Origin of the sequence: Pseudaquabacterium pictum, assembly GCF_005403045.1 — a bacterium.
Lineage (GTDB): Bacteria > Pseudomonadota > Gammaproteobacteria > Burkholderiales > Burkholderiaceae_C > Pseudaquabacterium > Pseudaquabacterium pictum.
Map to the genome: position 1 here is coordinate 302,867 of NZ_BJCL01000006.1, position 24,408 is coordinate 327,274.

Here is a 24,408-nt window from a genome sequence, read left to right on the forward strand (position 1 = left end):
GGCTGGGGCAGACTCGGTGTGTTTCTTGCACCCACGCCGCCGTGAACGACCCCCGCCCGCCCGCCGCCCTGACCGCACCGCCTCAGCAGGTGGTGACCTTCCGGCGTGACTACAACAGCTGGGTGGCGCGCGAGACGATGGAGGACTACGCGCTGCGCTTCACGCCGCGCACGTTCCGCAAGTGGAGCACCTGGCGGGTGGCCAACACCGCCTTCGGTGCCGCCTCGTTCCTGATCCTGGAGGCGGTGGGCGCCACGCTGCTGGTGCAGTACGGCTTCGTCAACGCCGCCTGGGCCATCCTGGCCACCGGGCTGATCATCTTCCTGGCCGGTCTGCCGATCAGCGTGTATGCCGCACGGCACGGCGTCGACATGGACCTGCTGACCCGCGGCGCCGGCTTCGGCTACCTGGGCAGCACCATCACCAGCCTGATCTACGCCAGCTTCACCTTCATCTTCTTCGCCCTCGAGGCGGCGGTGATGGCCTATGCGCTGGAGCTGGCCTTCGACATCCCGCCGGCCTGGGGCTACGTGATCTGTTCCCTGGTGGTGATCCCGCTGGTCACCCACGGCGTCACCGTCATCAGCCGGCTGCAGGTGTGGACGCAGCCGCTGTGGCTGGCCATGCTGGTGCTGCCGCTGGCCTGGGTGCTGGTCAAGAGCCCGCCCGAGCTGGCCGGCCTGACCAGCTATGCCGGCGCCGACGGTTCCCATGCCGGCTTCAGCCTGATGGGCTTCGGCGCCGCGCTGACGGTGGGCATCGCGCTGATCACGCAGATGGGCGAGCAGGCCGACTACCTGCGCTTCATGCCCGAGAAGCGGCCCGGCCAGGCCGGCCGCTGGTGGTTCGGCACCCTGCTGGGCGGGCCCGGCTGGGTGCTGATGGGCGTGCTGAAGATGCTGGCCGGCGTGCTGCTGGCCTACCTGGTGCTGGCCCACATGGTGCCGCCCGAGCGCGCGGTCGATCCCAACCAGATGTACCTGGCGGCCTGGGAGTACGTGTTCCCGCACTACGGCTGGGCGGTGGCGGCCACCTGCCTGTTCGTGGTGGTCAGCCAGCTCAAGATCAACGTCACCAACGCCTATGCCGGCAGCCTGGCCTGGAGCAACTTCTTCTCGCGGCTGACCCACAGCCATCCCGGCCGGGTGGTGTGGGTGGTGTTCAACACCCTGATCGCCCTGGTGCTGATGGAACTGAACGTGTTCCAGGCCCTGGGCCATGTGCTGGGGCTCTACAGCAACATCGCCATCGCCTGGATCATGGCGGTGGTGGCCGATCTGGTGATCAACAAGCCGCTGGGGCTCAGCCCCAAGGGCATCGAGTTCCGCCGCGCCCACCTGTACGACGTGAACCCGGTGGGCGTGGGCGCGATGGGCATCGCCTCGGTGCTCAGCATCGCCGCCCACCTGGGCGCCTTCGGGCCGATGGCGCAGGCCTGGTCGGCCATGATCGCGCTGGTGGTGGCCATGGTGGCCTCGCCGCTGATCGCTTGGGCCACTGGCGGCCGCTACTACCTGGCCCGCCGCACCGCGGCGGCACAGCAGCTGGAAGCCGCCGAGGATGTGGCCCACGGCCGCTACCTGGGCCGCCATGCGTTGCGCCGCTGCAGCATCTGCGAGCGCGACTACGAGCCCGAGGACATGGCCGCCTGCCCGGCCTACGGCGGCTTGATCTGCAGCCTGTGCTGCACGCTGGATGCCCGCTGCGACGACCTGTGCAAGCCGCAGGCGCGGCTGGCCGAGCAGTGGTTGGGCCTGTTGCAGCGCCTGCTGCCGGCGCGCATGGCGCCGCACCTGGCGGGCGGCCTGTCGGCGTACCTGCTGCTGATGTGCGCGGTGGTGCCGGGCCTGGCCCTGCTGTTCGCCGGCCTCTACCTGCTGGGCCTGCGCTCGCTGGGCAGCCTGGATGCGATCAGCGCCGCCGCGGTGGCGCCGCTGCTTCGCACCGGCTTCGGCCAGGCGTTTGCCGTGCTGCTGCTGATCGCCGGCATGGTGGCCTGGTGGGCGGTGCTGGCCCAGCGTGGCCGGGCCCTGGCCCAGGCCGAGGCGCGCCGCCAGACCCAGGCCATGAACGAGCAGGCCGGGGCGCTGCGCGCGCAGGCCCTGGTGCTGGAGCAGCAGGCCGCCGCGCTGCGCGACGAGGTCGAGTCCCACCAGCGCACCGATCTGCAGCTGCAGCAGGCCAAGGCCCAGGCCGATGCCGCCAACCAGGCCAAGAGCCGCTACATCACCGCCATCAGCCATGAGCTGCGCACGCCGCTCAACAGCATCCTGGGCTATGCCCAGCTGCTGGAGGACGACCCCGCCATTCCCGGCCACCGGCGCAGCGCGGTGCAGGTCATCCGCCGCGGTGGCGACCACCTGCTGAGCCTGATCGAGGGCACGCTGGACATCGCCCGCATCGAGAGCGGCCGCCTGGCGCTGGAGCTGGGCCCGATGCACTTTGCCGACGCCATGGACGAGCTGGTGCGGCTGATCGAACCGCAGGCCACTGAGCGCGGCCTGCGCTTCGAGCACCAGCGCACCGGCACCCTGCCCGAGCTGGTGCGCGCCGACGAGAAGCGGCTGCGCCAGATCCTGATCAACCTGCTGGGCAATGCGGTGAAGTTCACCCGCAACGGACAGGTCAGCTTCCGCGTCGACTACAGCCGCGAGATGGCGCGCTTCGAGGTGGAGGACACCGGCCCCGGCATGTCCGAGGCCGAGCTGGCGCAGGTCTTCGAGCCCTTTGTGCGCGGCACCGCCGCCGGCGGCAATGCCAGCACCGGCACCGGCCTGGGCCTGACGATTGCCCGCATGCTGACCGGCCTGATGGGCGGCGACCTGACGGTGCGCAGCACGCCGGGGCAGGGCAGCTGTTTCACCGTGCGGTTGTACCTGCCCGAGCTGCAGGCCCGCGCCAGCCAGCGTGAGCGGCCGGCCCTGCAGCGCCACACCGGCTACGCCGGGCCGCGGCGCCGGCTGCTGGTGGTCGACAACGAGGAGACCGACCGCCGCCTGCTGGCCGACCGGCTGGCGCCGCTGGGCTTCAGCCTGCTGCAGGCTGAATCGGGCGAGGCGGCGCTGGCCCTGCTGGCCACCGAGCCGGTGGATGCGATCTTCCTCGATCTGGCCATGCCCGGCATCGACGGCTGGACCACGCTGCGCCGCCTGCGCGACCAGGGTTTGAGCGACGCGCCGGCCGCCATCGTTTCGGCCAATGCCTTCGACAAGGGGCTGGAGAACGACCTCGGCATCACGCCGGCCGACTTCCTGGTCAAGCCGGTGCGCATGGCCGAACTGCTGGGCTGGCTGCAGCGCCGCCTGGAACTGCAGTGGGTGGACGAGCCCGCCACGCCGGCCTCCGATGCCGAGGCGGCCGGCGCGCCGGCCCTGGTGCCACCGCCGGCCGAGGCGCTGCGCGCGCTGGACGAACTGGTGCGCCTGGGCTACCTGCGCGGCATCCAGAAGAAGCTGGACGCGCTGGCCGCCGAGCATCCAGCCAGCACGGCCTACATCGACCGGCTGCGCAACCTGGCACGCGGCTTCCAGCTCGACACCATGGCGCATCTGATCCAATCCGCGCTGGTCGATGCGTCCGCACCGGCGGCCGCACCGCGGCCCGGTGTCTCGCCGCCCCCGTCCGATGCCGTCTGAACCCACGCCACCGTCGCCGCCCGCCCCGCTGGCCCATGCCGCGGGCGAGGTGGTGCTGATCGTCGACGACCTGCCCGACAACCTGAGCCTGCTGCACGACGCGCTGGACGAGGCCGGCTACACCGTGCTGGTGGCCACCGACGGCCCCAGCGCCCTGCAGCGCGCCCGCCAGGCGCGCCCGGCCATCGTGCTGCTGGATGCGTTGATGCCCGGCATGGACGGCTTCGAGGTGGCGCGCCGGCTGAAGGCCGACCCGGCCACCGCCGCCATCCCCATCGTCTTCATGACGGCGCTGACCGAGACCGAGCATGTGGTGGCCGCCTTCGGCGCCGGCGGGGTCGACTACGTCACCAAGCCGCTGCAGCCGCGCGAGGTGCTGGCCCGCATCGGCGTGCACACCCAGGCCGCGCGGCTGCAGCGCCAGGCCCGCAATGCGTTGGATGCCTTCGGCCATGCCACCCTGGTGGTGCGGGCGGGGGATGGCCGCCTGTTGTGGCAGACCGCCCTGGCCCGCAGCCTGCTGCGCGACTACTTCGGCAGCGAGGGCAGCGCCGCGCCGGTGCCATTGATCGACTGGCTGCGCAGCCAGGCCGCCGGCGTGGCGCGTGGCGAGCCGCCGCAGCCGCTGGTCAGCGCCCGCGGCGGGCGGCGGCTCACCCTGGCCCTGCATGCGATGACCGGCGAGCTGGCCGAACGCAGCCTGGGCGACGAGGACAGCGACCCCGACGAGGCCGAGTGGCTGATCGTCGCCAGCGAGAGCGACGATGCCGCGGTGCTCGAATCGCTGATGGGCCAGTTCAAGCTGACGGCGCGCGAGGCCGAGGTGCTGTACTGGGTGGCCAAGGGCAAGACCAACCGCGATGTCGGCGACATCCTGGGGGCCAGCCCGCGCACGGTGACCAAGCACATGGAGCACATCCTGCCCAAGCTGGGCGTGGAGACGCGCACCGCCGCCGCCGCCCTGGTGCTGGCGCGGGTGCCGGGCTTCGGCGCATCCCGCGGCTGATCAAGCGGCTGATCCCGCAGCTGATCAGCCCGGCGCCTTGGCGGGCGCGCCACGCTCGTACCAGCCGCGGCTGGCGTTGACCACGCGCACCACCACCAGCATCAGCGGCACCTCGATCAGCACGCCCACCACCGTGGCCAGGGCCGCGCCGGATTCGAAGCCGAACAGGCTGATGGCCGCGGCCACCGCCAGCTCGAAGAAGTTGCTGGCGCCGATCAGCGCCGACGGGCAGGCCACGCAATGCGCCTCGCCCAGCCGGCGGTTCAGGCCATAGGCCAGCGCGGCGTTGAACACCACCTGCAGCGTGATCGGCACCGCCAGCATCGCGATCACCAGCGGCTGCTGCAGGATGGCCCGGCCCTGGAAGGCGAACAGCAGCACCAGCGTGGCCAGCAGCGCGGCCATCGAGGCCGGCCCCAGCCAGGCCAGCACGGCGGCCAGCGCCTCGGGCCCGCGCCGCAGCAGGGCGCGCCGCCACAGCTGGGCCACCACCACCGGCAGCACGATGTACAGCCCCACCGAGGTGAGCAGCGTGTCCCAGGGCACGGTGATGGCCGACAGGCCCAGCAGCAGGCCGACGATGGGCGCGAAGGCGAACACCATGATGGTGTCGTTCAGCGCCACCTGGCTCAGCGTGAACAGCGGGTGGCCGCCGGTGAGCCGGCTCCAGACGAACACCATCGCGGTGCAGGGCGCCGCCGCCAGCAGGATCAGCCCGGCGATGTAGCTGTCGGCCTGGTCGGCTGGCAGCCAGGGCGCGAACACATGGCGCACGAACAGCCAGCCCAGCAGCGCCATCGAGAACGGCTTGACCGCCCAGTTGACGAACAGCGTGACGCCGATGCCGCGCCAATGCTGGCGCACCTGGGCCAGCGCGCCGAAGTCCACCTTCAGCAGCATCGGGATCACCATCACCCAGATCAGCACGCCCACCGGCAGGTTGACGCGGGCGATCTCCAGCGCGCCGATCGCCTGGAACGGCGCCGGGAACCACTGCCCCAGCGCGATGCCGGCGGCGATGCACAGCGCCACCCACAGCGTGAGCCAGCGCTCGAAGGTATTCATTGCTTGCCGATGTCGCGCAGCCCCTGCTGCAGCGCCAGCCGGTCCAGCGACGCCAGCGGCAGGGCCAGCATCAGCTCCAGCCGGCGGCGCAGCACCAGCGCCGCATCCCAGAAGGCCGGCTGCTGCTGGGCGTCGGTGCCGGTGACGGCGGCGGGGTCGGGCACGCCCCAATGGGCAGTGACCGGCTGGCCCGGCCACACCGGGCACACCTCGCCGGCAGCCTGGTCGCAGACGGTGAAGACGAAGTCCAGCCGCGGCGCGCCGGGCTGGGCGAAGGATGCCCAGTCCTTGCTGTGCAGGCCGTCGGCGGGCAGGCGCAGCCGCTGCAGCGTGGCCAACGTCAGCGGGTGCACGCTGCCGCGCGGGTGGCTGCCGGCCGAATGCGCGGCAAAGCGGCCGCCGCCCAGGTGGTTGAGCAGCGCCTCGGCCAGGATCGAGCGGGCCGCGTTGTGGGTGCAGATGAACAGCACCTGGTAGATCTTGTCGGACATCGTGGGCTCCAGAGTCGAGAGTGGGCGCAGTCAGCAGCAACCGCCGCTGCTGGCCGGGCCCAGCGCGCAGGTCGTGCTGGGGGCGCCTTCGCAGCAGTGCGCCGTCAGGTAGTCCAGCAGCGCGTTCATCTGCACGATGGCGGGGCGGTAGATCAGGTGGCGGCCGTCGCGCTCCTGCGTGACCAGGCCGGCGTGTTCCAGCGCCTTCAGGTGGAACGACAGCGTGGAGCCGGGCACGTCCAGCGTGGCGCACAGTGTGCCGGGCGTCATGCCGGCCGGTCCGGCGCCCACCAGGGCGCGGAACACCCGCAGGCGCATGCCCTGGGCCAGGGCGGCCAGGGCGGTGACGGCAGCTTGTTCGTCCATCGGGTGTCTCCGTTCAGGTGGCGGGGGCGGTGTCAGTGCTGGCGGTGCTGCGCACCAGCGGCAGCATCAGCGTGATGGCCCAGCAGGCCAGAAGCATCACCGCCGAACCCAGCAACGCGGCCAGCAGCCCGCCCCACTGGTACAGCAGGCCCGACAGCAGCGTGCCCAGGAAGCGGCCCAGCGCGTTGGCGGCGTAGTAGAAGCCCACGTCTTCGGCCGCCTTCTCCGATCCGGCATAGGCCAGCACCAGGTACGAGTGCACCGACGAGTTGACGGCAAACGCCACGCCGAACAGCCCCAGGCCGACCACCACCACCCAGTCCAGGTGCGGCCGCAGGGCCGGCAGATCCAGCGCCACCAGCGCCGCCAGCACCAGCGGCACCGCCGCCAGCAGGGCCGACCAGGTGCGTGCGGCGGGCACCTCGGTGCTCAGCCCGTCGGTGCTGCGGCGCACGATGGCCGGCGCGGCAGCCTGCACCGCGCCGTAGCCGATGGTCCACAGCGCCAGGAAGGCGCCCACCATGGTGAAGGTCCAGCCCGCCGCATACAGGAACACCGGCACGCCGACGACGAACCACACGTCGCGCGCGCCGAACAGCGCCACCCGTGCGGCGGCCAGGGCATTGATGCCCGGGTTCTTGGCGAACAGTTCCTTCGCCGACTTCGACGCCTTGGCCTTGCCCATCAGCCGCGGCACGCACAGCAGCACGCCCGCCAGCACCACGGCCAGCAGTGCGGCCATGGCCCACAGCGAATGCTGGAAGCCCAGCGTCTGCAGCAGCAGCCCGCCCAGGAAGAAGCCCACGCCCTTCATCGCGTTCTTGCTGCCGGTGAAGAAAGCCACCCACTTGAACAGCTGGCCCGATGCCGTGCCGGCGGTGAGCTTGATGGCCGATTTGCTGGCGGTCTTGGTCAGGTCCTTGGCCACGCCGCAGAGGCCCTGCGCGCCCACCACCCAGGCCACCGAGGCCGCCACCGTCCAGCCTGGCTGCAGGGCCGACAGCAGCAGGAAGCCGCTGATCTGCGTGGCCAGGCCCACCGCCAGCATGCGCGCGATGCCGTAGCGCGTGGCCAGCCACCCGCCCAGCAGGTTGGCCACGATGCCCATGGCCTCGTACAGCAGGAACAGGAAGGCCAGCGTGAACGGCGAGTAGCCCAGCCGGTAGAAGTGCAGCAGCACCAGCATGCGCAGCGCACCGTCGCTGAGGGTGAAGCCCCAGTAGGCGGCGGTGACGATCGCGTAGTTCCGGGTCCCGGCGTTCATCGCGTGCAGCGGGTCAGAGACCCTGCGCCTCCAGGTGGCATGCCAGGTCGACCATGCGGCAGGCATAGCCCATCTCGTTGTCGTACCAGGCGTAGACCTTCAGCAGCGTGCCGTCGGTCACCAGGGTGGACAGGCCGTCGACCACCGCGCTGCGGGTGTCGCGGGCGTAGTCGGCGCTGACCAGCGGCCGCGCCTCGTAGCCCAGGATGCCGGCCAGCGGCCCGGCCGCGGCGGCCTGGAACAATGCGTTCACCTCGTCGGCGCTGGTGGCGCGTTGCAGCTCGAACACGCAATCGGTCAGCGAGGCATTGAGCACCGGCGCCCGCACCGCATGGCCGTCGAGCTTGCCCTTGAGCTCGGGGTAGATCAGCGCGATGGCGGTGGCGCTGCCGGTGGTGGTGGGCGCCAGGCTGGTCATCGCGCTGCGGGCGCGGCGCAGATCCTTGTGCGGCGCATCCACCACCCGGTTGGTGTTGGTCGGGTCATGGATGGTGGTGATCTGGCCGTGGCGGATGCCGATGGCCTCGTGCACCACCTTGACCACCGGCGCCAGGCAGTTGGTGGTGCAGCTGGCCGCGGTGACGATGTGGTGCTGCGCCGGCTGGTACAGGTGGTGGTTCACGCCCACCACGATGTTCAGCACGCCGCCCACCTTCACCGGCGCGGCCACGATCACCCGCTTGGCGCCACGGTCCAGGTGGCCCTGCAGCGTCTCGGGGGTCAGGAACTTGCCGGTGCACTCCAGCACCAGGTCCACGCCCAGCTCGCCCCAGGGGATGGCGGCGGCCGTGGCGTGGCTGCTGAAGCCGAGCCGGCGGTCGTCGATGCGGATGGCGTCTTCACCGTCGGCGGTGATGTTCGCCCGCCAGCGGCCCTGCACGCTGTCGAACTGCAGCAGATGGGCCGTGGCGGCGGCGCCGCCCTGCAGCTCGTTGCAGTGCACCACCTCCAGCCGGTGGCCGGCGCGCGGGTCGTCCTGCGGGCGCTCGGCGGCGCCCAGGGCCGCGCGCAGCGCCAGCCGCCCGATGCGGCCCATGCCATTGATGCCGACTCTCATGCTGCGTGCTCCATCACTTGATGATTCCAGAAGCCTGGAAATTTACGATGGGCCTGTGACGGCTGGATGACACCCGGCCGCGCGGCCGGGCCCTGCGCGCTCAGACCGCGATGGTGTCGATCTCGGCCATCGCGTGGGACAGCCACATCTTCAGCCGCTGGCGCTCCATCAGGCCCAGGCCGGGACCGCCTTTCTCGGTGACGTTCTTGGCCGCCCAGAAGCTGGCGTTGGCGGCGTCGATCTTCTGCACCACCGGGTCATGCAGGTGCTTGAGCGTGATGATCTGGGCGCCGAAGGCCACCGCGCGGGCCTGCTCGCCGCTCTTCTCGAGCTGGCTGAAGTCGTCGCCGCGGATCTGGTTCTTCACCAGCACATAGCGCAGCCGGGCGCCGAACTGGTCCAGCAGCCGGGCCAGCAGGTCGACCGAATCACGCCCAGAATCCATCACCTGCCAGTAGTGGATGGCCATGCCGTTGAGCTCGGCCAGGTCGAGCACGCCGGATTCGTCCATCCACTTCACCAGCGGCGCATGGGTCTGGGCGGCCAGGTCGACCAGCACGCGGCGGCCGGGCTCCTCGGCGGCGCTTTCGACGATGGCGTCCAGCGCCTCGTAGCGGTCGGCCAGCACCGGCGAGGCATAGCCGGTGTAGTAGCGCAGCAGCGCGCCGTGCGAGCGGTCGGTGTCGTAGCCGACGAAGGGCATCGCATGGTCGATGAAGTACTGCGCCAGCAGGCGCGCCACCATCGACTTGCCGACGCCGCCCTTCTCGCCGCCGATCAGGTGGATCTTGGACTGCGTCAGGGTCTCGAGTGTGGGAGGCTGGTTCATGGCGTGGTCTCGGCCACCGGGCCCGGCCCGGTGGCGGCAGTTGCGGGATGGACGCCAGCGTGCACGCGGCATGCCAGCAGGCTGCATGCATTGTGGCGCGCAAGCCGCTGCCATCCGGTGCGCGATGTGGGCTAGCATGCAGCGGTAGTCGATCGGGCCCTGCTGCGGATGTCGGCGGTGGTGCCAGCCCCCACCAACGAGATGCGAAACACCGCACCGTGCCCCAGGCCACCCTGCTCGTCGTCGACGACGAACCGCTGAACGTCTCGCTGCTGTCCCAGCTGCTGCGGCCGGAGTTCCGGGTGCTGGGCGCGTTGTCCGGGGCCAGCGCGCTGACGCTGATGGCCGCCGAGCAGCCCGATCTGGTGCTGCTGGACGTGATGATGCCCGCGCTCGATGGGCTGTCCGTGCTGCGCCGCATGCGCGCCGACCCGGCGCTGGCGGCGATCCCGGTGATCTTCGTCACCGCCCTGGGCACCGAGTTCGACGAGGAGGCCGGCCTGGCCCTGGGTGCGGCCGACTACATCGTCAAGCCGATCAAGCCCGCGGTGCTGCTGGCCCGTGTGCGTGCCCACCTGGCGCTGCGCCAGGCCCAGGTGCGCCTGGCCGACCAGAACGCCTGGCTGGAACGGGAGCTGGCCCGGCGCATGCGCGACGGCCTGCTGGCCCAGGACCTGATGCTCTGCGCCATGGCCGAGCTGGCCGAGACCCGCGACGACAACACCGGCAACCACATCCAGCGCACCCGGCTGTATGTCGAGCTGCTGGCGCGCCAGCTGCAGCGCAGCGTGGCCCATGCCGCCGCGCTGGACGAGGCCCAGCTGCAACGCATCGTCAAGGCCGCCCCGATGCACGACCTGGGCAAGATCGGCATCCCCGACCGCATCCTGCTCAAGCCCGGCAAGCTCACGGCGGACGAGTTCGCGGTGATGCAGACCCATGCCCGCATCGGTGCCGACACCATCGCCAAGGCCATGGCCAAGGTGCAGGCCCAGCATGCCGGCGACCAGCCCGCGCCGGCGCCGGGCGACACCGCCGAGCCGCTGCGCGCCCTGGCCGTGGCCCGCGACATCGCGCTGGGCCACCATGAGCACTGGGACGGCCAGGGCTACCCCGCGGGCCTGGCCGGCGAGGCGATTCCGCTGGCCGCCCGGCTGATGGCGGTGGCCGATGTCTTCGATGCCCTCACCACCACGCGGCCCTACAAGGCCGGCTGGCCGGTGGCCGATGCGCTGGCCTACATCCACGCCCGCGCCGGCCGGCAGTTCGACCCGGCGGTGTGCCAGGCCCTGCACGCCTGCGAAGCCGGCTTCCGGGCGGTGGCCGCCCGGCTGGGCCACTGACTGCGGCCGATGCCGACCGACCTGCCGCCTGCGCCGCCATCCCCGCTGCCCGCCGGCAGCCCGATGCAGCGGCCGCTGTCCAGCATGGCCTCGCGGCCGGTGGTGCAGGTGGACCCGCAGGCCTGCCTGGTCGACGCCGCACGGCTGATGGCCGCGCGCCGGGTGTCCTGCGTGGCGGTGGTCGATGGCGGCGGCCGGGTGCTCGGCATGGTGGGTGAAGGCCGGCTGCTGGCCGTGCTGCGTGGCGACCTGGCCGGCAGCACCCCGGTGCGCGATGCGCTGGAGCCGCTGGTCTGCGTCGACGGCAGCCTGCCCTGCGAGCAAGCCTGGCAGCTGTGCCTGCGGCGTGGTGTCTCGCACCTGGCGGTGGTCGATGCGCAGCAGCGCCTGGAAGGCGTGGTCAGCGAGACCGACTTCCGCATGCTGCTGCAGCTGAGCCTGCTGGCCGGCCACCACCTGGTGCCGTCGGTGATGCAACCGGTGGCGCGGCTGGTGCGGATCGACCAGACGCTGCACGATGCCGCCCTGGCCATGGGCCTGGGCGCCGACGCCAGCGTGGTGGTGGTGGATGCCGCTGGCGCTGCGGTGGGCGTGGTCACCGCGCGCGATGCCGCCCGCTGCCTGGCCGCCGGCGGCGATGCCGGCGCGCAGCCCCTGGCCACGGTGATGAGCCAGCCGGTGCACAGCATCGGCACCAGCGCCACCCTGAACGCCGCCGCCGACCGCATGCTGGCGCTGCAGGTGCGCCACCTGGTGGTGCTCGACGATCGTGGCCAGCTGGTGGGCATGCTCAGCGGGCATGACCTCGCCCGCGCCATGGCGGTGAGCCTGATGGATGCCACCATCGCCCAGGACCGCCTGCGCCACCGCGCCATCCTGGACGCGCTGCCCGACCTGGTCTGGCTGAAGGACCCGGACGGCGTCTACCTGGCCTGCAACCCGCGTTTCGAGCAGCTGTACGGCACGCCGCAGGCGCAGATCGTCGGCAAGACCGACGCCGACTTCGTGCCGCCCGACGTGGCCGCGTTCTTCCGCGCCCATGACCAGCGGGCCATGGCGCGCAACGCGCCCACCAGCAACGAGGAGCTGCTGCACTTCGCCAGCGACGGCCACAGCGAGCTGACCCACACCATCAAGACGCCGGTGCGCGATGCCGACGGCCGCCTGATCGGCGTGCTGGGCATCGGCCGCGACATCACCGCGCTGCGCCGCGCCGAGGACGAGTTCCGCCTGCTGTTCGACCGCAACCCGGCGCCGATGGCGGTGTATGCCCGCCGCAACCAGCGCCTGGTGGCGGTCAACGACGCCTTCTGCGCCCTCTACCGCTGCACCCGCGCCGAGGCCCTGCAACTGGAGGTGGCCGACCTGATGACGCCGGCCCAGCGCGACATGGCCCGCCAGGCCATCGTGCAGATGCAGGGCCTGGTGGCCGCGGAGTGGCAGCACCTGCGGCGCGACGGCACGCCGATGCAGGTGCTGGTGCAGTCGCACGACCTGGACCGCGACGGCGAGGCCTGCCGGGTGGTGGTGATCACCGACATCACCCGCCTGCACCGCAGCCAGCAGCGGGACCAGAGCCGGCTGCGCCTGCTGGAGAGCCTGGTGCGCGGCGACCCGCTGGCCGACCAGCTGCGCCAGCTGGCGCTGGACCATGAGGCGGCGTTTCCGGGCAGCCTGTGCTCGCTGCTGCTGGTCGACGAGTCCGGCACCCGGCTGCTGCACGGTGCCGCGCCCAGCCTGCCGGCGTTCTACAACCAGGCCATCGACGGCATGGCCATCGGCCCCGGCATGGGTGCCTGCGGCAGCGCCTGCCACAGCGGCCAGCGGGTGTTGGCCGAGGACATCGCCCGCGATCCGGCATGGGCCGACTTCCGCGACCTGGCCAGCCGCGCCGGCCTGGCCGCCTGCTGGGCGATCCCGGTGCCGGGTCCGGCTGGCCGGCCACTGGGCAGCTTTGCCGTCTACCGCCGGCAGCCCGGCCTGCCCGGCGACGAGGAGCTCGACCATGCCAGCTTCGCCGCCGGCCTGGCGGCGCTGGCGGTGGGCCAGCACCGCAATGCCCAGCGCCTGCGCGACAGCGAGCGCAGGCTGGCCGACACCCTGCAGGCCATCCCCGACCCGATCTGGCTGAAGGACACGCAGGGCCAGCTGCTGCTGGCGAACGCCGCCTACCGCCGGCTGGTGGAGCCCTTGCCCGCCGCCGGCACCGCCGCATCGCCGGCGGAACTGACGGCCCACAACCTGGTGGCCCTGGCCGCCGACGAGCCCGCGGTGGCCACCGGCGGCCAGCCGCTGACCGCCGAGCGCTGGCTGGCCGTGCCGCCCGAGCACCGGCAGGCGCTGTTCGAGGTGGTGACCACGCCGATGGTCGATGCCCGGGGCCGGGCCGCGGGCGTGCTGGGCGCCGCGCGCGACATCACGCTGATCAAGCAGGGCGCCCAGGCGCTGGCCGACCAGTCGCGCCTGGTCGACACCATGTTCAGCCAGACCACCGACGCCATCGTGCTGGTCGATCCGCAGACCGAGGGCTTCGTCACCTTCAACGATGCCGCCTGCGCCGGCCTTGGCTACACACGTGCCGAGTTCGCCCGCCTGCGCCCGGCTGACCTGCAGGCCGTGCTATCGCCGCAGGACATCCAGGACCACACCGCCCGGGTGATGGCCGGTGAACAGGCCGTGTTCGACAACACCCACCGCCGCCGCGATGGTGGCCTGCAGCATGTGCAGATGACGCTGCGCCGCATCGACTTCGCCGGCCGGCCGCTGCTGTCGGTGGTGTGGCGCGACGTCACCGAGAGCCGCCAGCATGCCGACCGCATCCGCCGGCTGAACCAGGCCTATGCGGTGCTCAGCGGCGTCAACGAGGCCATCGTGCGGCTGCACGACACCGCAGCGCTGCAGGCCGAGGTCTGCCGCATCGCGGTGGACGTGGGCGGCTTCTCGCAGGCCTGGATCGGCCGGCAGGATGCCACCGGTGGCGCCCTGCGCACCGAGGCCCGCACCGGCCAGGGCGGCGCCGTGCCGTTCCCCTGGGACGCGCCGGCGCTGGCCGCGCTGCACGGCGACGCGCCGGTGGTGCGCGACGATGCCGCCGGCGGCCACAGCGTGGCGGCCTTCCCCATCTCGCCGGCCGGCGGGCCGCGCAGCGTGCTGGTGCTGCAGGCCGACGGCGCCGGCCACTTCGACCCCGACCAGCTGGCACTGTACGCCCGCCTGGTGCGCGATGTCGGCCATGCGGTCGAGTCCATCGCGGCCGAGGCCGCCCGCCGCCAGGAACAGCGGCTGCGCGAGCAGCTGATGGAGTCGGTGGCCGGGCTGTTCTTCGTGGTCGATCCCGAGGGCCGGCTGCTGATGTGGAACCGGCGCTTCGAATCGGTGACCGGCTACGACGCCGAGGCAGTGCGCGGCAGCAGCGCCGTCGACTACTTCGCGCCCGAAGACCGGCCGGCGGTGCAGCAGGCACTGCAGCGGGTGCTGACCGACCAGGAGTTCCAGACCGAAGCGCCGCTGCGGGTGCACGATGGCCGGCGCGTGCCCTTCCTGCTGGTGGCCCGCCGGGTCGACCTGGACACCGGCCCGGTCGTGGTCGGCACCGGCATCGACATCACCGACCGGCTGCGCGCCGACCGCGAGCTGGCCCAGCACCGCCAGCACCTGGAGCAGCTGGTGGCCCAGCGCACCACCGAGCTGGAGCAGCTGAACCGCCGCCTGGCCCGCGAAGACCTGCGCCTGCGGGCGATGCTCAGCCTCAGCCAGCGCGCCGCCGGGCTGGACGAGCAGGCGCTGTGGCAGCAGGGCATCGACGTGCTGGTGGCCCTGGTGGGCAGCCACAGCGGCAGCCTGCACCCGGTGGATGCCGACGGCTGCCTCGGTGCGCCGACCTGGGCCACCACCACGCACCCGGCGCTGCAGCCCGGCCAGGCCGACGGGCCCGGTGCGCAGGCCGCTGCCCAGGCCTGTGCCGGCGCCCTGCGCACCCAGGCGCCGGTGGTGGTGCCGGTGCCGGCGGGCCAGCCGCCGCAGCGCCTGCTGGCCGTGCCGGTGCTGGACCAGGGCCATTGCGTGCAGGTGCTGTGCGTGGTGCATGCCGACACCGCGGCCGGGGAGCCCGGCGCGCCGCCCGGTGCCGCCCAGGACCTGGCCCTGGCCGGGTCCGACCTGTGGGACATCCTGCAGCGCCGGCGCACCGAGATCGCCCTGGCGCAGGCCAAGGCCGCGGCCGATGCCGCCAACCAGGCCAAGAGCGCCTTCCTGGCCAACATGAGCCATGAGATCCGCACGCCGCTCAATGCGGTGCTGGGCTTCGCCCACCTGCTGCGCCGCGAACCGTTGAGCCCGCGGCAGCGCGACCATCTCGGCAAGATCGCCGACGCCAGCCAGCACCTGCTGCAGGTCATCAACGACATCCTCGACTTCTCCAAGATCGAGGCCAGCAAGGTCGAGCTCGACCCGATCGACTTCGCGCTGCAGCCCTGCCTGCAGCGCATGCTGGCGATGGTGGCCGACCGCGCCCAGGCCAACCGGGTGCGCCTGCATCTGCAGCTGGACCCGGCATGCCCGGCCCATGTGCATGGCGACCGCATGCGGCTGGAGCAGATCCTGCTGAACCTGCTGAGCAATGCGGTGAAGTTCGCGCCGGGCGGGCAGGTCGGCCTGCTGGCGCAGCCGCTGGCCCCGGGCTGGCTGCGCTTCGAGGTGTCCGACACCGGCATCGGCATCGACCCGCACCAGCTGCCACTGCTGTTCAGGCCCTTCGAGCAGGCCGATGCATCGACCACCCGGCGCTTTGGCGGCACCGGCCTGGGCCTGGCCATCTGCCACCGCCTGGCGCTGCTGATGGGCGGCCGCATCGGTGTGCACAGCCAGCCGGGCGAGGGCAGCCGCTTCTGGCTGGAGCTGCCGCTGCCCCAGACCGACGACATCGTCGCGCCTGCGCTGCCGCCCGCGCCGGCGGCCTTGCCGGCCGCGTTGCCGCTGCTGGGCCTGCAGGTGCTGCTGGCCGAGGACAACCCGATCAACCAGGAGGTGGCACTGGAGCTGCTGAGCGGCCAGGGCGCCCAGGTGGCGCTGGTCGGCGACGGCCAGGAGGCGCTGCAGCGCGCCCGCCAGTCCCGCTACGACGTGGTGCTGATGGACGTGCAGATGCCGCGCCTGGACGGCCTGCGCGCGGCGGCCGCCATCCGCCAGCTGCCGGGCTGGCAGCGGGTGCCGATCATCGCGATGACCGCCAGCGCCTTCGCCGAGGACCGGGTCGACTGCCTGGCCGCCGGCATGGACGATGTGCTGGTCAAGCCGGTGGACCCGGAGGCGCTGACCCGCTGCCTGCTGCAGTGGTGCCGGCCGGCGGCCGAGCCCGATGCGGTGCGCAGCTGCCTGCTGGCGCTGCGGGGCCTGCTGCAGTCGCACGACACCGAGGCCGCCGACCACCTGGCCCGCCATGCGCCGCAGCTGGCAGCGGCCCTGGGCCCGCAGCTCGATGCGCTGGCGCGCGACGTGCATGGCTTTGCCTTCGAGGCTGCGCTGGCGCGGGTGGACGCGCTGCTGGCGGCGCCGGCAGCCTGATCGGGCGCGGTCGGCGTCTGGCCTTCAGAACCCGGCGATCAACCCGGCCTGCCACAGCGCGGCCACCCGCTCGAACACCGAGCCGCCGGGGCCGAAGGCCGCGGGATCCTCGGCCAGGCGGATCCACACCCGGGTGTCGTGCGGGCCGGTGTCCACCGCCTGCTCGGCACGCTCGCGCACATGCCAGGCATGCACCGCGGCATAGTGCTGCGGGTGGTGCTGCAGCGTCCAGGCCAGGCCCACCAGGTCGGCAAAGCCTTCCTCGCGGCGGGTGCGCCACATGTCCTTCAGCAGCACTTCCTGCTCGGGGGTCACCTGGCTGAAGCCGGACAGCTCCATCAGGCCCGAGGGCAGGGTGCCCCAGGTCTGCTGCAGGTGGCGCCAGCAGTGGCCCAGCTCATGCGCGGCGATGGCCTCCACCACCGGGCCCAGCAGGCCGGGCGGCATGCGGTCCAGCGTGGCCTGGGCCTCGGGGTTGCCGCGCATCGACAGCACCAGCACGCAGCGGCCCTCGATGAAGGCCATGCCGATCGGCGTCTGGCCGGGCGTGTCCTGCGGCTGCACCAGCACATGCAGGGGCAGGCGTTCGGCGCGGGCGAAGGCCAGCACCGGCGCGGCGGCGCGCAGCCAGGTCAGCTCGGTGGGGCTGAGGGCATCGGCGCCCGGGCCGGTGGCGGCGCGGGCCAGGCCGCTGCCGGTCAGTGCCACCGCCAGGCTGGTGCCGGCGAGGGCGGCGGCCAGGCTGGCGCGCCATCGGTGGGCCATGGGCAATCTCCTTGATCACCCAGTGTCAGCCGCCTGGCGGACCGGCTGTCGGCGGAGGAACCGGGCCGCAGGGGCCCAGTTCCCCCGCCGCATGCGGGGCTCACTTGCGCAGCGCGTCGCGGATCTCGCGCAGCAGCACCACGTCTTCCGGCGTGGGCGGCGGTGCGGCCGGTGCGGGCGCCGGCTCGGCGCGCTTCAGGCGGTTCATCTGCTTGACCATCATGAAGATCACGAAGGCCAGGATGATGAAGTTGATCGCGATCGTCAGGAAGCTGCCGTAGGCGAACACGTTGCCCACCTTCTGCGCCTCGGCCAGCGCTGCGCCCGCCGGCACGTTGCCCGACAGCACCAGGTACTTGTTGGAAAAGTCGATCTGCCCGCCGGTCAGCAGGTTGACCAGCGGCATGATCAAGTCCTTGACCATCGAGTCGACGATCTTGCCGAACGCGCCGCCGATGATCACGCCGACGGCGAGGTCCATCACGTTGCCCTTGAGGGCGAATTCCTTGAATTCCGAAGCCATGCTCATGGTGTTGCTCCTGTGGATGCTGGGTTGATGGGGATCAGTCGAACTTGACCGACACGCCGGTGGTCACCAGGGTGTCGGTGGACTTGCGGCCGGGGCCAGGCTCGCTGTTGTGGGCGAAGTTCAGGCCCACGTTCAGGTTCATGGCCTTGCTCATCGCCACGGCCAGGCCGGCGTCCCAGTTGGCGCGGAACTCGCCCCGGTTCTGCAGGTTGGGCACCAGGGTCAGGCGCTGCTTGAAGCTGGTGGTGTCGCTCAGCTTGTGGGTCGACTCCTCGCCCAGCAGCAGCGACATGTAGCCGTAGCTGTCGCGGCTGCGGCCGTCGATGACCATCGGGCTCTTGTACTTGTCGCTCACGTAGCCCAGACCGCCGAACAGGTCGAAGGTGGTGCTGGGCGACTTGATCAGATGCCAGCCCAGGCCGGCGCTGAGCTGCGCACGCAGGTTCAGGTTGGCGAACTTGTTGCGCTCCAGGTCGAGGCCGCCGAAGCCGAACAGCTGGGTGCCGAGGTTCTGGTCGTAGCGGGTGCCCAGACGCAGCTGGTCGGCCGTGGTGGTGCCGCCGCTGCGGGCGTACTGCAGGTTGCCGTACAGCGACAGCTTGTTCCGGTCGGTGGCGCGCACCGCATCGGCGTTCAGCGACAGGTTGGTCGCCTTGGTGTTGCCGGAGGCCAGGCTGGCGCCCAGTCCCAGCGCGGCGCGGAATTGGCCGTCGTTCTTGACGGTGGCCTGGGCCTGCGCGCCGGCGGCGGCGGCCAGCGACAGGGCCACGAGGGCGGCTTGGCAAAGATGTGCCATGGATCTCTCTCCTGGGGAACGTGTGGTTGTGATGGGCGGACTGCCCGCACCGCTTGCCACAGGAATCAAGATCTCCCGACAAGCCGGCGGGTGGATGCTAGACAGCCCGGGCCCGTTTGCAGCCCGCGGTGGCCGTGGCACCACAGCCAATCGTGCGTTTTTGCCAGATTTGCGCCCGCTGCAGCCTCAAGTTCAGCGCGGCGGTGCCGAGGGGGTGCGGCGTCCGCCTACGACATGTGTCGTATGGCCCGATCGCCGGCCGGCGCCGAGACTGCGGCTGTCCATTCAACGGGGCATTCCGCCCACCAGGAGCAAAGCCAACATGACAACCTCCCGTCGCAACTTCTCCGTCGCACTGTCCGCAGTCGCCCTGGGCGCCAGCCTCGTCGCCGTGCCCGCCTTCGCCCAGGACACCATCAAGGTGGGCGTGCTGCACTCGCTGTCGGGCACCATGGCCATCTCGGAAACGGTGCTCAAGGACACCGTGCTGATGGCCATCGACGAGATCAATGCCAAGGGCGGCGTGCTGGGCAAGAAGCTGGAGCCGGTGGTGGTCGACCCGGCATCCAACTGGCCGCTGTTCGCCGAGAAGGCCCGCCAGCTGATCAGCAAGGACAAGGTCGCCGTCACCTTCGGCTGCTGGACCTCGGTGAGCCGCAAGAGCGTGCTGCCGGTCTATGAGGAGCTGAACAGCCTGCTGTTCTACCCGGTGCAGTACGAGGGCGAGGAACTGAGCAAGAACGTGTTCTACACCGGCGCCGCGCCCAACCAGCAGGCCATCCCGGCGGTGGAATACCTGATGAGCAAGGACGGCGGCAGCGCCAAGCGCTTCGTGCTGCTGGGCACCGACTACGTGTACCCCCGCACCACCAACAAGATCCTGCGCGCCTTCCTGAAGGCCAAGGGCGTGGCCGATGCCGACATCATGGAGGACTACACCCCCTTCGGCCATTCGGACTACCAGGGCATCATCGCCAAGATCAAGAAGTTCGCCTCCGAAGGCAAGAAGACCGCGGTGGTCTCCACCATCAACGGCGACTCCAACGTGCCCTTCTACAAGGAACTGGGCAACCAGGGCCTGAAGGCGACCGACGTGCCGGTGGTGGCCTTCAGCGTGGGTGAGGAAGAGCTGCGCGGCGTGGACACCAAGCCGCTGGTGGGCCACCTGGCCGCCTGGAACTACTTCATGTCGATCAAGAGCCCGGCCAACACCGAGTTCGTGAAGAAGTGGAGCGACTACGCCAAGGCCAAGAACATCCCCGGCCACAAGGACAAGCCGATCACCAACGACCCGATGGAAGCCACCTACATCGGCATCATGATGTGGAAGCAGGCGGTGGAGAAGGCCAAGAGCACCGACACCGACAAGGTGATCGCCGCGATGGCCGGCCAGACCTTCCCGGCGCCGGGCGGCTTCATGTCCACCATGGACAAGGAGAACCACCACCTGCACAAGCCGGTGTTCATCGGCGAGATCAAGGCCGATGGCCAGTTCAACGTGGTGTGGAAGACCAAGGGCCCGGTGGTGGCCGACCCCTGGAGCGACTACATCCCCGAGAACAAGGGCAAGAAGAACGTCCCTACCAAGTAACCCCCCGAAGCGGCTTCGCCGCTCCCCCCAAGGGGGGCCACGCCAGCGGCCCGGCAGAGCCGGTTCCGCGGCGTGTGCTTGGTTCGGCAGCTGCGGCTTGGCCGCAGCCGCCTTCAGTTCTTGACCGGGCCTGCCTGTGCTTCGTCGTCTGATTCTTTTGATTGCATTGCTGGGCGGTTGTCATGCCTGGGCGCTGACACCGGAGCAGGCCGGCAGGATCGCTGCCGGTGACTCCGACGACCGGGTCGCCGCGCTCAATGACGCCGTGGCGGCCGGTGACACCGCGCTGTCGCCGTTCATCCAGGCCATGCTCGACGACACCGTCAAGGTGGCCGGCGGCAAGGCTTTCATCGTGCAGGGCGACAAGGTGGTGGACGCCGCCACCGGCGCCAGCGCCACGCTGCCGGCCGACGCCGAGGATGTCGTCAACAACAACCGCATGCGCCGCGAGCTGGAAGCCGCGCTGGCCGTGCTGAAGCTGGTCTCGCCCGACGTGGCCGTGCGCCGCGCCGCCATCGCCGAGCTGAAGGACGATGTCGACGAAGGCAAGCTGGTGCTGATCGAGAAGGCCATCGCGGCCGAGACCGATGCCGACCTCAAGGACCGCCTGGGCCTGCTGCGCGCCGCTGTGCTGATCTCCTCGGCCGATCCGGCCAAGCGCGCTGCCGCCGCTGCGGCCTTGTCGGGCAGCAGCTCGCCGGCCACCCGCTCGCTGCTGCTGGAGAAGCTGGGCAACGAGCAGGATCCGAATGTCAAGGCCGCCATCCAGGCCGCCATCGACAGCGTGCAGGGCCAGCTGGCCTGGGGTGAGCGCCTGGGCGTGCTGTTCACCGGGGCCAGCCTGGGGTCGATCCTGCTCCTGGTGGCGCTGGGCCTGGCCATCACCTATGGCCTGATGGGCGTGATCAACATGGCCCATGGCGAGCTGATGATGATCGGCGCCTATGCCACCTACGTGGTGCAGAACCTGTTCAAGCAGTACCTGCCGGGGCTGTTCGACAGCTACATCCTGGTGGCCATCCCGGCCGCCTTCCTGACCAGCGCGCTGGTCGGCGCGGTGCTGGAGCGCACGGTGATCCGCTGGCTCTACGGCCGGCCGCTGGAGACGCTGCTGGCCACCTGGGGCATCAGCCTGGTGCTGATGCAGGCGGTGCGCAGCCTGTTCGGCGCGCAGAACGTGGGCGTCGAGAACCCATCGTGGATGAGCGGCGGTGTGCAGGTGCTGCCCAACCTGGTGCTGCCCTACAACCGGCTGGCCATCCTGGTGTTCGCGGTGCTGGTGCTGGTGGGCGTGGCCGCGCTGATCGGCAGGACCCGGCTGGGCCTGTTCGTGCGTGGCGTCACCCAGAACCGGCGCATGGCCAGCTGCGTGGGCGTCAACACCGCCCGCATCGACATGCTGGCCTTCAGCCTGGGCGCGGGCATCGCCGGCCTGGCGGGCTGCGCGCTCAGCCAGGTGGGCAACGTCGGCCCCGACCTGGGCCAGGGCTACATCGTCGACAGCTTCATGGTGGTGGTGCTGGGCGGTGTGGGCCAGCTGGCCGGCACGGTGTATGCGGCGCTGGGGCTGGGCATCCTGAACAAGCTGCTCGAAGGCTGGGCCGGCGCGGTGCTGGCCAAGATCATGGTGCTGGTGTTCATCGTGGTGTTCATCCAGAAACGACCGCAAGGGCTGTTTGCGATCAAAGGCCGGAGTGCGGAAGCATGAGCGCGGTTCTCTCTCCGTCCGCCGGCCTGCAGCAGAAGCGCGGTCTGCTGCTGGGCACCAAGGGCTGGGCCGGCGTGATCGCCGCGCTGGCGGTGATCTGCGTCGTCTTCCCGGTGCTGAACCTGCTGGTGCCCGAGGGCAGCGTGTTCCATGTCAGCGACTACATGGTGCAGCTCACCGGCAAGATCCTCTGCTATGCCATCTGCGCGCTGGCGATGGACCTGATCTGGGGCTACACCGGCATCCTCAGCCTGGGCCACGGCCTGTTCTTCGCGCTCGGCGGCTACGGCATGGGCATGTACCTGATGCGCCAGATCGGGCTGGACGGCAACTACAAGAGCCCGCTGCCCGACTTCATGGTGTTCCTGAACTGGAAGGAATTGCCGTGGACCTGGGCGGTCAGCGACAGCTTCATCGCCCAGATGCTGCTGGTGGTGCTGGTGCCCGGCCTGCTGGCCTTCGTGTTTGGCTGGTTCGCCTTCCGCTCGCGCATCAAGGGCGTGTACTTCTCGATCATCACCCAGGCGATGACCTTCGCCGCGATGCTGCTGTTCTTCCGCAACGAGACCGGCTTCGGCGGCAACAACGGCTTCACCGACTTCAAGCGCATCCTCGATCTGCCGATCGCCACGCCGGGCATGCGCATCACGCTGTTCGTGATCACCGGCTGCACCCTGGTGGGCTTCTACCTGCTGGCCCGCGCCATCGTCCACAGCAAGTACGGCCGCGTGCTGCAGGCCATCCGTGATGCCGAGACGCGGGTGATGTTCACCGGCTACAACCCGCTGGCCTACAAGCTCAGCATCTGGACGCTGAGCGCGGTGATGTGCGCCATCGCCGGTGCGCTGTACGTGCCGCAGGTGGGCATCATCAACCCCAGCGAGATGAGCCCGGCGGCCAGCATCGAGATCGCCATCTGGGCAGCGGTGGGCGGCCGCGCCACGCTGATCGGTCCCATCGTCGGCGCCTTCTTCGTCAACGGCGCCAAGAGCTGGTTCACCGTGGCCTTCCCCGAGTTCTGGCTGTACTTCCTGGGCGCGCTGTTCATCGCCGTCACCCTGTTCCTGCCGCACGGCATCGTCGGCCTGTTCCGCAAGGCCGCGGAGAAGAAGTCATGACGCCCGACCTGATGGAGCAGGGCGCGCAACGGCGCGCGGCCTATGAAGCCAAGCAGCAGGCCAGCCTGGGCACCGAGAGCGGTGGCCGCAGCGCCAGCTACGGCCGCATCGCCCGCCTGGGCGTGCCCGATTTCACCCAGGGCGTGGCCCTGTACCTGGATGACATCACCGTCAGCTTCGACGGCTTCCGGGCATTGAACAAGCTGTCGCTCACGGTGAATGTGGGCGAGCTGCGCTGCATCATCGGCCCCAACGGTGCCGGCAAGACCACGATGATGGACTGCATCACCGGCAAGACCCGGCCCGACAGCGGCACCGCCAGCTTCGGCAGCACCATCGACCTGCTGCGCCTGACCGAGCCGCAGATCGCCCAGGTGGGCATCGGCCGCAAGTTCCAGAAGCCCACGGTGTACGAGGAACTCAGCGTCTTCGAGAACCTGGAGCTGGCCCTGGCCGACGACCGCCGGGTGCGTGCCAGCCTGTTCTCGCGGCTCACCGGCACCCAGCTCGACCGCATCGGCGAGACGCTGACCACCATCCACCTGCAGGACGAGGCCCAGCGCACCGCCGGCCTGCTGAGCCATGGCCAGAAGCAGTGGCTGGAGATCGGCATGCTGCTGATGCAGGACCCGGCCCTGCTGCTGCTGGACGAGCCGGTGGCCGGCATGACCGACGAGGAGACCGAGCGCACCGCCGAGTTGTTCCTCACGCTGGAGGGCAAGCACAGCCTGGTGGTGGTGGAGCACGACATGAAGTTCGTCGACCAGCTGACCGAGGGCCGCAAGAAGGTGACGGTGCTGCACGAGGGCAGCGTGCTGGCCGAGGGGCTGCTGTCGGATGTGCAGAACAACGAGAAGGTGGTGGAGGTCTATCTTGGGCGCTGAGGGGCCATTTGCCTTTCGCAGCCACGGGTCTGCGCGAGGCAGCGGAGGCCGGGAATCCGGGTTCCTCCGTGTCCCCCGTCCTACACGCCGCAAGCGGCGCATAGGACTCCTCCTAGTATTGTTTTCACCGCTCCCGTCGCGCTGAAGGGAGCCCGTCCGACAGACCCCGATTTCCTCTTTGGGCCAGCAAGCCCGGGGTTAAGACTGGGGCGTCGTTCGGTTTCGACGCTGTAGCTCGAACGGTGTCTTGGGGCGCCCCGGCTGGTCAGCGCGCCGCCGGCGGCGACCCCGCATACTAGGGTGCGCGTGTCGAATCCAGCGCTGTTGTGATCGCAAAGGAGTCGATCGTGCAGAGCTTTCTCGGGGTGGACGTCAGCAAGGCGAAGTTGGATGTGGCGC

General features: G+C 70.7%; 17 protein-coding genes. 8 read left to right on the forward strand and 9 right to left on the reverse strand.

The annotated features are described in order from the left end of the window. Positions 1-41: 41 nt before the first annotated feature. Positions 42-3,635, forward strand: coding sequence for a hybrid sensor histidine kinase/response regulator (locus tag FFT10_RS14075; RefSeq protein ID WP_373282519.1), 3,594 nt, complete (start codon positions 42-44; stop codon positions 3,633-3,635). Further along, positions 3,625-4,641 (forward strand): response regulator, encoded by a 1,017-nt coding sequence (locus tag FFT10_RS14080; RefSeq protein ID WP_137733457.1) that lies wholly within the window; start codon positions 3,625-3,627, stop codon positions 4,639-4,641. The genes FFT10_RS14075 and FFT10_RS14080 overlap by 11 nt, the downstream gene beginning before the upstream one ends. Positions 4,642-4,665: 24 nt before the next feature. Here FFT10_RS14080 and arsB read toward each other — a convergent pair whose 3' ends face one another. The 6 genes from arsB to FFT10_RS14110 form a co-directional block, all read right to left on the reverse strand. Further along, a complete protein-coding gene (gene arsB, locus FFT10_RS14085; protein ID WP_137733458.1) occupies positions 4,666-5,706 on the reverse strand; it encodes an ACR3 family arsenite efflux transporter in 1,041 nt (346 codons plus the stop codon). Beyond that, the gene (locus FFT10_RS14090; RefSeq protein ID WP_137733459.1) at positions 5,703-6,197 is read right to left on the reverse strand and encodes an arsenate reductase ArsC; all 495 of its coding nucleotides are present in this window, start codon (positions 6,195-6,197) and stop codon (positions 5,703-5,705) included. Before FFT10_RS14090 ends, arsB begins: the two co-directional genes overlap by 4 nt. 30 nt (positions 6,198-6,227) lie before the next feature. Next, positions 6,228-6,563, reverse strand: coding sequence for an ArsR/SmtB family transcription factor (locus tag FFT10_RS14095; RefSeq protein ID WP_137733460.1), 336 nt, complete (start codon positions 6,561-6,563; stop codon positions 6,228-6,230). Positions 6,564-6,576: 13 nt separating this feature from the next. Beyond that, positions 6,577-7,827 (reverse strand): organoarsenical effux MFS transporter ArsJ, encoded by a 1,251-nt coding sequence (gene arsJ, locus FFT10_RS14100; RefSeq protein WP_174246105.1) that lies wholly within the window; start codon positions 7,825-7,827, stop codon positions 6,577-6,579. A 13-nt stretch (positions 7,828-7,840) separates the two neighbouring features. Continuing rightward, positions 7,841-8,884, reverse strand: coding sequence for an ArsJ-associated glyceraldehyde-3-phosphate dehydrogenase (locus FFT10_RS14105; protein ID WP_137733462.1), 1,044 nt, complete (start codon positions 8,882-8,884; stop codon positions 7,841-7,843). Between the two features lie 100 nt (positions 8,885-8,984). Next, a complete protein-coding gene (locus FFT10_RS14110) occupies positions 8,985-9,713 on the reverse strand; it encodes a P-loop NTPase family protein (RefSeq protein ID WP_137733463.1) in 729 nt (242 codons plus the stop codon). A 218-nt stretch (positions 9,714-9,931) separates the two neighbouring features. Between FFT10_RS14110 and FFT10_RS14115 the strand changes: the two genes are divergently transcribed. Together FFT10_RS14115 and FFT10_RS14120 are read left to right on the forward strand one after the other, a co-directional pair. Further along, positions 9,932-11,056: an HD-GYP domain-containing protein gene (locus FFT10_RS14115; protein WP_228027112.1), complete on the forward strand. Its 1,125-nt coding sequence runs from the start codon at positions 9,932-9,934 to the stop codon at positions 11,054-11,056. Positions 11,057-11,065: 9 nt separating this feature from the next. Beyond that, complete coding sequence (locus FFT10_RS14120) at positions 11,066-16,618, forward strand: PAS domain S-box protein (protein WP_137733465.1); 5,553 nt, start codon at positions 11,066-11,068, stop codon at positions 16,616-16,618. Positions 16,619-16,642: 24 nt separating this feature from the next. On the opposite strand, the gene FFT10_RS14125 is transcribed toward FFT10_RS14120, so the two are convergent. The 3 genes from FFT10_RS14125 to FFT10_RS14135 all read right to left on the reverse strand — a co-directional run bounded on the left by FFT10_RS14125 (position 16,643) and on the right by FFT10_RS14135 (position 18,708). Further along, positions 16,643-17,383 carry a hypothetical protein gene (locus FFT10_RS14125; protein WP_137733466.1) on the reverse strand — a complete coding sequence of 247 codons (741 nt, stop codon included), beginning with the start codon at positions 17,381-17,383 and terminating at the stop codon, positions 16,643-16,645. Between the two features lie 100 nt (positions 17,384-17,483). Beyond that, positions 17,484-17,912 (reverse strand): large conductance mechanosensitive channel protein MscL, encoded by a 429-nt coding sequence (gene mscL, locus FFT10_RS14130; RefSeq protein ID WP_137733467.1) that lies wholly within the window; start codon positions 17,910-17,912, stop codon positions 17,484-17,486. A 34-nt stretch (positions 17,913-17,946) separates the two neighbouring features. Then, on the reverse strand, positions 17,947-18,708 hold the full coding sequence (locus FFT10_RS14135; RefSeq protein ID WP_137733468.1) for a DUF481 domain-containing protein: 762 nt from the start codon (positions 18,706-18,708) through the stop codon (positions 17,947-17,949). 322 nt (positions 18,709-19,030) lie between these two features. Here FFT10_RS14135 and urtA point away from each other — a divergent pair, with 322 nt between their 5' ends. From urtA to urtD, 4 genes are all read left to right on the forward strand, one after another. Further along, positions 19,031-20,299: an urea ABC transporter substrate-binding protein gene (gene urtA, locus FFT10_RS14140; RefSeq protein ID WP_137733469.1), complete on the forward strand. Its 1,269-nt coding sequence runs from the start codon at positions 19,031-19,033 to the stop codon at positions 20,297-20,299. A 136-nt stretch (positions 20,300-20,435) separates the two neighbouring features. Further along, the gene (gene urtB / locus FFT10_RS14145; RefSeq protein ID WP_137733470.1) at positions 20,436-22,007 is read left to right on the forward strand and encodes an urea ABC transporter permease subunit UrtB; all 1,572 of its coding nucleotides are present in this window, start codon (positions 20,436-20,438) and stop codon (positions 22,005-22,007) included. Further along, on the forward strand, positions 22,004-23,125 hold the full coding sequence (urtC, locus tag FFT10_RS14150; protein ID WP_137733471.1) for an urea ABC transporter permease subunit UrtC: 1,122 nt from the start codon (positions 22,004-22,006) through the stop codon (positions 23,123-23,125). The genes urtB and urtC overlap by 4 nt, the downstream gene beginning before the upstream one ends. Beyond that, on the forward strand, positions 23,122-24,009 hold the full coding sequence (gene urtD, locus FFT10_RS14155) for an urea ABC transporter ATP-binding protein UrtD (RefSeq protein ID WP_137733472.1): 888 nt from the start codon (positions 23,122-23,124) through the stop codon (positions 24,007-24,009). Before urtC ends, urtD begins: the two co-directional genes overlap by 4 nt. Positions 24,010-24,408: the final 399 nt, after the last annotated feature.